We start from the raw sequence: 10,056 nt of genomic DNA, 5'->3' as shown, positions 1-10,056 counted from the left end.
ACCAGAACTGCACGCGTACCTGGTGGTCGCGCGTGCTGGTCAGCGCGCCGCCGGGCGTGCCCACCACGATGGCGCTTTGCAGGCCCGGCGCCGTGGGCCGGTCGCGATGGAGGGGGGCCAGCGGCGTGGCGGCCGGCACGGCCTCGAAGCGGTTGCGGTAGCTGCCGGCTTCGATGTCGGTACGGGTCAGCAGGTGCGCCAGCCCGGTGCCGAGGTTGTTGGCGGCGGCGTGCTCGACGGCCAGCGTCACGAAGGCGACGCCGTCGAGGTCGGGGTGGCCCTGCAGGGTGTATTGGCGGCCCGCGTCCAGTGTGCGGACGGCGCCGCTGCCGCCATAGGTGTGGGCCGACAGCCGCCGCGCGTCGAGCACGGTCTCCGCGCGGCGGCGGGCCTGGTCCGGCGCGTCGAAGAAGCCGGCACGGTCGGCCTCGAACACGTCCAGGCCGGGCAGGGCGGGGGCATCGTCGTCGGCCGGCGCCTGCGCGCTGCCGGCGACGCCGAGCAATTCGCTGGCTTTCCAACTGGCCGCAGTCGCCCTGTCGGACGCCACCTGGCGGCGTTCGCTGAACATCGACACGGCATCGTCCTGCTCGGTGGCGTCGATGCGGTGGAAGCGGACGGTGGAAGGCTCGCCCGCCGGCGCGGCGGCCCGCGCGTCGAAGATCACCAGGGTGTGGCCGCCCGGTGCCTGGTCGCCGTCGTTGCCCTCGCCCTGGCGGTGCTCGAAGCGGTAGGACAGGCCTTCCTCGCCGAGCAGGCGCTGGACGAACGCCAGGTCGGTCTCGCGGTACTGGGTGCAGATCGGGCGCGTGCGCAATGTGGCGCCGACCTCGTGGCGCCAGGCCGCTTCCGGATGGTCGGCGAAGACCTGGGCTATCACGTCGAGCGCGTTCTTGTCCTGGAAGATCAGCGCATTGCGGCGCAGCGCGAGGAAGGCCAGCCAGGGTTCGAGCGTGAGCCGGTAGCGGGCGAGGCCGCCGTCGGCGCCCATGGGCGCGGCCTGCGTGACGTGGCCGTGCCAGCACCGGGTGCCACCGTCGGCGGTGGCCAGGCGCAGCGTGGCGACGCTGCCAAGCAATGGCTCGAGGTCGATGAAGGCCGAGGCGGCGAGGCAGTCCACCTCGAAACGGAAGCCCTCGTTGACCGCCTCGCGGCCATGCATGCGCTCGACCAGCAGGGTGCCGTCGGACAGCGCGGTATCGATGCCGATCAGCCGTGTGCGTTGGGACAGCAGGCCGAGCCAGGCGGGTACTTCCATGAGGTAAGCCTCTGTTCCGACAACCCTTCCAATGGGTTTTTCATCTTCGCCCCGGCATCCGTGCTTGGCAAGCGGGAAAGTCCGAAAATGACGAACAGACGGCATTTGCCGGCCGCAGGCGCCCCGCTGTAAAGCGCCTTGCACAAGGGCGGGCGAAGATGGGCCCTGCCGCCGGTCCGGCGGCGGACCACCCACTGGGCCGGCACGGCCGGCGCGGAGGTTTGCGATGCCGCGGAAGCGCCGGCGGCGACTGCGATTGCCGTTTCCATCCTTCCCGCGCCGGCATGGCGCGGCTGTCCCGGGCATGCCCGGGCTTCGCCTATGCTTGGCCTTTCTCGCCATCACCGGAACAGGCATGCCGCACGCCGTGGACGCCACCGAGAAGCCGCTGGCCCCGGAGGTGCTGGTGATTGCCCACCGCGGCGCCAGTGCGCTGCTGCCCGAACACACGCTGGCCGCGTATGCCAGGGCGATCGCCGACGGCGCGGACTTCATCGAACCCGACCTCGTGATGACCCGGGACGGCGTGATGGTGTCGCGCCACGAGAACGAGATCGGCGGCACCACCGACGTCGCCAGCCATCCCGAGTTCGCCGCGCGCAGGACCACCCGCCGCATCGACGGTCATGAGCTCACCGGCTGGTTCACCGAGGATTTCACCCTGGCGGAGCTGAAGACCCTGCGCGCACGCGAGCGGCTGCCCGAATTGCGCGGCACGCGGCACGACGGCCGGTTCCCGATCGCCACGCTGGACGAGATCATCGACCTCGCCGCGGTCGAGGCGGCGGCGCGCGGACGGACGATCGGCCTCATCCCCGAGATCAAGCACGGCACCTATTTCCGCGGGCTCGGCCTGCCGATGGAAGACGCGTTGCTGGCCGCGTTGGCGGCGCATGCCTATACGCGCAGCGCGCCGGTGGAGATCCAGTCGTTCGAAGTCGCCAACCTGCGCTACCTGCGCGGCCGGCTGGGCCGGGAAGCGCATTCCAACATCCGCCTGCTGCAATTGCTCGATGCGCCCGAACAGCAGCCCTACGACGTTGTCGCCGGCGGCGGCCGACTCACCTATGCGCAGATGATGACGCCCGCCGGGCTGCGCGCGACCGCGGGTTATGCCGATGCCATCGGGCCGCAGCTTCGCCAGATCATCCCGCTCACGCCCGACGGCCGCCTGGGTACGCCGGGCAGGCTGGTGCGCGACGCGCATGCCGCGGGGTTGCTGGTGCAGCCGTATACCTTTCGTCCGGAGAATGCCTTCCTGCCGCCAAGCCTCTGGCGTGGCAGCGATCCGGGCACGCGCAACCCCGAAGGCTCGATGGCCGAGATCCGGGCGTACCTCGATGCGGGCATCGATGCTTTCTTCACCGACGATCCGGCGATCGGCCGCAAAATCTTGCATCGCTGATGACCAAAGGGCTGCGCGGGCTTTGCTGCGTCGCAGCGCGGCATGTAGTGCGGATTGCTCGTTAAAAAAGTTCATCATCAAATGTTGAATTTTTGCTGGTTTGACTCTAGGGTTCAGCCAAACGAGCCCCGCTTCCCCACAGCCTGTCTCGTCAGCAGCCGATCCCCCTATGCGGCGCTGGCTTCTTGAGGGCACTCCTGCACCACCGGATCCGGATGGCGGACATGGACGACTGCGCTCGTTGCCAACGAGGCGGATCAATCCGCCTTAGTCCAGCCATCTAAAAAAAGTACGGTTTGGGGAGTAGGTTGCATGAACTTGCAGGTTTCCAATCGTCCGCGCATGTTGCGCCGGACCGCTCTGGCCATGGCCTTGAGCATGGGCTTCACCGGCGCGGTGTTCGCGCAGTCGACCACGGGCAGCATCTTCGGCGACGCGCCGGTGGCCCAGGGCGAGACGGTGCTCATCCAGAACAACAATGGCCTGACCCGCGAAGTCGCGGTGGACGGCCGCGGTCGTTTCGTCGTCGGCTCGCTGCCGCTGGGCGACTACACCGTCAGCCTGCGTCGCGATGGCCAGACCATCGACACGCGCAAGAACGTCACGCTGCGCGTGGGCGCCGGTACCCAGGTGTCCTTCGCGGCGGCCGCCCAGGCGGCCGACAGCGCCAACGCCCAGGATCTGTCGGCGATCACCGTTAGCGCGAACGCGCTGCCGGCGATCGACGTCACCGGCGTCGATTCGCGCACCGTGATCACCTCGGAGCAGCTCGCCAAGCTGCCGGTGGCGCGCAGCGCCGAAGCGGTGGCCATGCTGGCCCCGGGCGTCATCGCCGGCAGCGATGCCTACACCTTCAACAACCGCGGCGTGGTGTCGTTCGGCGGTTCGTCGGTGGGTGAGAACGCCTACTACATCAACGGCTTCAACACCTCCGATCCGCTGCAGAACATCGGCGGCATCTCGCTGCCGTACGGTTCGATCGACCAGCAGGAAGTGCTGTCCGGCGGCTACGGCGCGCAGTACGGCCGTTCCGATGGCGGCGTGATCAGCCAGGTCGGCAAGCGCGGCACCAACGAGTGGCACTTCGGTGCGCAGGTGCTGTGGCAGCCGAAGTTCGGCTATTCCGATCCGAAGAACACCTACTACGCCAAGGGTTCCCGGCGTGGTCAGCTCTTCAACTCCAACGAGGACGACAAGAGCTGGACGACCACCGAGAGCGCGTACTTCGGCGGCCCGCTGATCAAGGACAAGCTGTTCATCTTCGGTGCCTATGAAGTCGAGCGCCAGCAGGGCAGCAGCATCGGCAGCAAGGACTCGCCCTACAAGACGAGCAACAACTACAAGAACCCGCGCTGGTACACCAAGGTCGACTGGAACATCAACGACAGCAACATCCTCGAGTTCACCGGCGCCTCGGACAAGTCGCAGTACCACGGCAACCAGCATTACTACGACTACACCACCGGCGATACGGGTGGCCTGTACGGCTACCGGCCCTCGACCAAGCAGGGCGGCAACATCGGCGTGGCCAAGTACACCGGCTACATCACGGACGATCTGACGATCAGCGCGATGTACGGCAAGATGCGGCTGAACAGCCATACTGATTACCTGGGCTATCACCCGGATGTAGCTTACATTTCCGGCTCGACTTTCCAGGATCCGGCCCTTAACGGTGGCAAGTCGATCCGCAGCATCCAGAACATCGGTTACATCGATCCGACCAACGCGAAGAACAGCACCACCAACCTGCGCTTCGACGTGAGCTACCACCTGGGCGACCACACGCTCAGCGCGGGTATCGACAACCTCACCGCGCGCGCCAAGAACGTGGGCCAGATATCTTCCGGTCCGGGGTACTGGTGGATCTACGACCAGGCGCCCGAGGGTGATGAGAACACGCCGATCAGCCCAACCCAGGGCGTAGGTGCGCCTGGCGGCCAGGGCTACTATGTGTCCCAGTACATCTACCATGCACGTGCCGATGCCCGCACGGTGGAGCGTGCTCAGTACATCCAGGACAGCTGGCAGGTCAGCGACCGCTTCCTGCTGAACCTGGGCCTGCGCAACGACCAGTTCACCAACTACAACTCCGATGCCGAAGTCTATGTGAAGCAGACCTCGCCGCAGTGGGCGCCACGCGTCGGCTTCAGCTGGGACGTTAACGGCGACTCGAGCTTCAAGGTGTTCGGTAACGCCGGCCGCTACTACCTGGCGCTGCCGAATGCCGTGGCCATCCGTGGTGCCGGCCCCAGCCAGTACACCAACGAGTACTTCACCTACGGCGGCATCGATCCGGTGACCGGCGCTCCGCTCAATCTGCACGCGCTGGGCCCGGGCCCGGTATCGCCCGACGGCGAGAACGGCCAGACCCCGGATCCGAGCACGGTGGCGGCGAAGGGCCTGAAGTCCGAGTTCCAGGACGAGTACATCCTGGGCTTCCAGAAGCAGCTCAATCCGTCGTGGGTCTACGGCGCCAAGCTGACCTACCGCAACCTGCGCAACGCGATCGACGATACGAGTGCGACCACGATCCTCAACGCGGCTGAGGCGAAGGGCATCGACATCAGCAATTTCGCCGATACCAAGGGCCGCATCTTCAACCCGGGCCGCGCCAACGACTTCGTGTTCCTGAACAAGGACGGCAGCTTCAGCACGGTGCACCTGACCAACGCCGAAATGGGCTTCCCCAAGCTCAAGCGCAAGTACTACGGCGCCGAGTTCTCGCTGGAGCATCCGTTCGACGGCAAGTGGTACGCCTCGTTCAACTACCTGTACTCGCGCAGCTACGGCAACACCGAGGGCCAGGTGCGTACCGACATCAGCCAGACCGACGTATCGGCCAGCTCGGCCTGGGATGCGCCGGAGCTGATGTCGTACTCGAACGGCTATCTGTCCAACGACCGCAAGCACCAGTTCAAGGCGAACGGCTACTACCAGATCACCGACGAGTGGCTGGTCGGCGCCAACCTGTCGATCTCTTCCGGTGCGCCCAAGAGCTGCCTGGGCACGTACGGTACCGATCCGAACAATGGTGACCCAGCCAGTTACGGAAAGAGCCAGTACCACTGGTGCAATGGCGAGCCGCAGCCGCCGGGCAAGGCCGGTCGCCTGCCGTGGCAGTACAACCTGTCGGCCAACGTGGAATACCGGCCGTTGTGGGCGGACAAGAAGCTGGGCTTCAGCCTGTACGTGTTCAATGTGCTCAACCAGCAGCGTCCGACCTTGCTTGACTACGGCTACGGCAGCGCAAGCGGCACGCCGACCACGTCCTACGATCGCGTGATCTACCGTCAGGCCCCGCGCTACGTGCGTTTCGGCGTGACCTACGATTTCTGATCGTAGTTCCGGACGGTTTCCACCGACCGATGCCGCAGCCCTCGCGGGCTGCGGCATTTTTTTGTCCGATGGGTGGACGGAAAGGACGTCCAGCCGGCCGGACCTGGCAGGCGCCGTGGCGTCCGGTGTTGCGATGCGCCGTGTAAGAACCGGCTCATTCGCTATGATCGCCGCTCGCCTTGCCCGGGCGATCCACCCGCACGGGCGCGCAACCTACCCAAGGATCATGCGATGAGTTTCCTGAGCAAGCTGGTACGCCACAAGTCGGTCGAGCAGTTGCAGGCGGAGGCTGGGACGCGGGGCGACTTCCGGCGCGTGCTGGGGCTGTGGCAGCTCACCGCGATCGGTATCGGCGGCATCATCGGCGTGGGCATCTTCGTGCTGGCCGGCCAGCAGGCGGCGACCAACGCCGGCCCGGCGGTGGCGCTGAGCTTCATCATCGCGGGGCTGGGCAGCGCCTGCGCCGCGCTGTGCTATGCCGAGTTCGCCGGGCTGATCCCGGTCACCGGCAGCGCCTACACCTACGGCTACGCGGTGCTCGGCGAGTTCGCCGCGTGGATCATCGGCTGGGATCTCCTGCTGGAATACGCGCTGGTGGTCGCGGTGGTGGCGATCGGCTGGTCCGGCTACGTGCAGGTGCTGCTGAACTCGGCCGGCGTGCACCTGCCGGAATGGGCGCAGCAGAGCATGAGCGCGCAGACCATGCAGTATTACCTGCAGCAGTTGTTCGGCACGCACGGCGCCGACGCGATCGCCGCGCCCAGCGACGGCCACCGCTTCAACGTGATCGCCGCCGCCGTCTCGCTCGGCGTGGCGCTGCTGCTGACCGTGCGCACCGAATGGGGTGCGCGCTTCAACACCCTGGTGGTGGCGATCAAGGTGGTTGGCGTGCTGCTGGTGGTGGGCGTGGGCGTGTTCTACATCGATACCGCGAACTGGCATCCGTTCATCCCCGAGCGGATCGTGGACGCGGCCACGGGCGTCGGCCACTTCGGATGGCAGGGCGTGCTCACCGGCGCCAGCGTGGTGTTCTTCGCGGTGTTCGGCTACGACACCCTGACCACCGCCGCGGAGGAGGCGAAGCATCCGCAGCGCGACCTGCCGCGTGCGGTGCTGCTGTCGCTGGCGATCGCTATGGTGCTGTACATCGCCGTATCGCTGGTGCTCACCGGCATCACCCACTACAGCAACCTCAGCGGCGAGGCTTCGGTGTCCGACGCGTTCGAGGCGATCGGGCTGCATTGGCTCAGCGTCGCGATCGCGGTGGCGGCAGTGATCGGCGTCACCAGCGTGCTGTTCGCCTTCATGCTGGGCGCGGCGCGGATCTGGTTCGCGCTGGCGCGCGACGGCCTGCTGCCGGGCTGGTTCGCGCGGGTGAGCCCACGCTTCGGCACGCCGGCGCGCCCGACCCTGATCCTCGGCGTGTTCACCGCGCTGGTCGCCGGCCTGCTGCCGATCGGCGAAGTGGCCGAGCTGGTGAACATCGGCACGCTGTGCGCCTTCATCATCATCTGCGGCTCGATCATGCTGCTGCGCTGGCGCCGGCCGGAACTGCAGCGCAACTTCCGCACGCCGGCGGTATGGTTCACCGCGCCGCTCGGCATCGTGTTCTCCGCCGTGCTGATCTACGGCCTGCCCTGGATCACCTACGAGCGCTTCGTGCTGTGGATGGCGCTGGGCTGCGTGATCTATCTCGGCTATGGGGTGCGGCATAGCAAGCTGGCGCAGGCAGGGGGCGAATAACCGCTTCGGGGTCGTCTTTCCGGCCCCTTCCAGAAAGGGCAGGAGCCGCGAGGCGCCAAAGGCGCGGGATTCCAGCTTTCGCTGGAATGACGCGCAGTGCTGGTTGTTCGAGGGCATGGTCGTTCGGGATGCGCAATGGCGACGGGAGCGTCCCGGCGGCCCACGATGAGAATCAGCCGGGACCGCGCATGACCTCTGGCAGGGGGAGGGGCGTGACCTTCGCCCTACCATCGGACGGCTGTCACGGCAGTCGTTGCGTTCCCGCGCTTCGACCGGCCGCATGACGGCCGACGGCGCGATGTTCGCGTCGCCGGTGCCCGGCCAGGGGAGTTTTGCCTTGAAAGAAGTATCCGTTCGCTCCAGCCTGCTGGCGCTCGCACTGGGGGCGGCGCTGGCGTCGTCCGCGCCGTTGGCGCATGCGGAGCAGCCGGCGCCGGTGGACCGGCCGTATCCGGGCACGTTGGCCGTGCAGGTGGACCTGACCGATGCGCCGACCCGGATCTTCCGCGTCCGCGAGACGATCCCGGTCGCGCCGGGCCCGCTGGCGCTGTACTACCCGAAGTGGATTCCCGGCGAGCATGCGCCGTCCGGCCCGATCGACAACGTGGCCGGCCTCATCATCACCGCCAACGGCAAGCGCGTTGCCTGGCGCCGCGACCTGCGCGACATGTACACCCTGCACCTGGACGTGCCCGAGGGCGCGAGCCAGCTCGACCTGCAGTTCCAGTTCCTGTCGCCCGGCGAGGGCGGCATGTTCGGCGCCAGCGCTTCGTCCACGCCGGACCTGGTCGACGTCGAGTTCAACCAGGTGGCGTTCTACCCGGCCGGCCACTACACGCGGCAGATCAGGATCCAGCCGTCGGTGACCCTGCCCGCGGGCTGGAAGTTCGCCAGCGCGCTGGAGGTGGCCGGCCAGAACGGCAACACCACGCAGTTCAAGCCGCTGGGCTTCAACGATTTCGTCGATTCGCCGCTGATCGCCGGCAGGCACTTCAACCGCGTCGACCTCGCGCCGGGCGCCAAGGTGCCGGTGCACCTGAACGTGATCGCCGACGAGGCCGGCCAGGTCAAGCTCGACGACAAGCAGCTCAAGCAGCACCGCGAGCTGGTCGCGCAGACCGAGAAGCTGTTCGGCACGCACCACTACGACCACTACGACTTCCTGCTGACGCTGTCCGACCACACCGGCCACTTCGGCCTGGAGCACCACCAGTCCAGCGACGACCGCCTGCCGGCCGACATGCTCACCGACGACAAGTCGTACACGCTGATGGCCAGCCTGATGCCGCACGAGTACGTGCATTCGTGGTGCGGCAAGTTCCGCCGTCCGGCCAAGCTGTGGGCGCCGGACTTCAACACCACCGAGGAAGACGACCTGCTGTGGGTGTACGAGGGCCTCACCGACTACTGGGCCGGGGTGCTCACCGCGCGCTCGGGCCTGTGGACGGCCGAGCAGTACCGCGACTCGATGGCCAGCATCGCCGCGCAGATGAGCGCACGCACCGGCCGCGCCTGGCGCCCGCTGCAGGACACCGCCGACGCCGCGCCGCTGACCTATTTCGGCGGCAGCGGCTGGGGCAACTACCGCCGCGGCACCGATTTCTACCCGGAAGGCCAGTTGCTGTGGCTGGACGTGGACACGCAGATCCGCGAGCTGAGCGGCGGCAAGCGTTCGCTGGACGACTTCGCGCACGCCTTCTTCGGCATGGACCCGGGCAGCTACGTCACCAAGACGTATACCTTCGACGACGTGGTCGCCACGCTGAACCAGGTGCAGCCGTACGACTGGAAAACCTTCCTGCGCAGCCGGCTCGACTACACCGGCGACCAGTTGCCCGAGCACGGCATCGAGCGCGGCGGCTGGCAACTGGTCTACACCGACAAGCCCAGCGACCTCGCCAAGAGCGGCGAGGGGTTGTTCCACAACGTCAACCTGGCTTACTCGCTCGGGCTGTCCGCGTCCAAGAGCGGCGAGATCCACGACGTGCAGTGGGGCGGCCCGGCGTTCAAGGCCGGCCTGGTGCCCGGCCTCACGATCGTGGCGGTGAACGGCAAGGACTACTCGCCCGACACGCTGAAGGACGCGGTTGCCGCGGCGAAGGGCGGCAAGGCGCCGATCGAGCTGCTGGTGAAGAACGTCGACGTCTACAGCACCGCGAAGATCGACTACCACGAAGGCCTGAAGTATCCGCACCTCGTACGCAGCAAGGGCAAGGACCTGCTCGGCGCCATCACCACCGCCCGCAAGTGACGCGGGCCATCAACCCTTGTCGCGGCCATCGCCTTCGCGGATGCGCAGGCACGGCACGAA

At 67.2% G+C, this 10,056-nt stretch carries 5 protein-coding genes; 4 read left to right on the top strand and 1 reads right to left on the bottom strand.

Annotated features, from left to right (window positions below):
- On the bottom strand, positions 1-1,258 hold a 1,258-nt coding region (locus ASG87_RS02085), incomplete at its 3' end, for a type VI secretion system Vgr family protein (RefSeq protein ID WP_162258296.1).
- 355 nt (positions 1,259-1,613) lie between these two features.
- On the opposite strand from ASG87_RS02085, the gene ASG87_RS02080 reads away from it, so the two are divergent.
- The 4 genes from ASG87_RS02080 (at position 1,614) to ASG87_RS02065 (ending at position 9,996) form a co-directional block, all read left to right on the top strand.
- Positions 1,614-2,663 carry a glycerophosphodiester phosphodiesterase gene (locus tag ASG87_RS02080; protein ID WP_055999996.1) on the top strand — a complete coding sequence of 350 codons (1,050 nt, stop codon included), beginning with the start codon at positions 1,614-1,616 and terminating at the stop codon, positions 2,661-2,663.
- Between the two features lie 366 nt (positions 2,664-3,029).
- Complete coding sequence (locus tag ASG87_RS02075) at positions 3,030-6,002, top strand: TonB-dependent receptor (RefSeq protein WP_235499543.1); 2,973 nt, start codon at positions 3,030-3,032, stop codon at positions 6,000-6,002.
- 231 nt (positions 6,003-6,233) lie between these two features.
- Positions 6,234-7,745 (top strand): amino acid permease, encoded by a 1,512-nt coding sequence (locus ASG87_RS02070; RefSeq protein WP_055999993.1) that lies wholly within the window; start codon positions 6,234-6,236, stop codon positions 7,743-7,745.
- Positions 7,746-8,082: 337 nt separating this feature from the next.
- Positions 8,083-9,996: a M61 family metallopeptidase gene (locus ASG87_RS02065; RefSeq protein WP_056000284.1), complete on the top strand. Its 1,914-nt coding sequence runs from the start codon at positions 8,083-8,085 to the stop codon at positions 9,994-9,996.
- The last annotated feature ends 60 nt before the right edge of the window (positions 9,997-10,056 follow it).

This window comes from Frateuria sp. Soil773 (assembly GCF_001428405.1).
GTDB lineage: Bacteria > Pseudomonadota > Gammaproteobacteria > Xanthomonadales > Rhodanobacteraceae > LMSL01.
The sequence above is the reverse complement of the archived record's forward strand: the minus strand, read 5'-3'. Positions and strand labels throughout refer to the sequence as shown.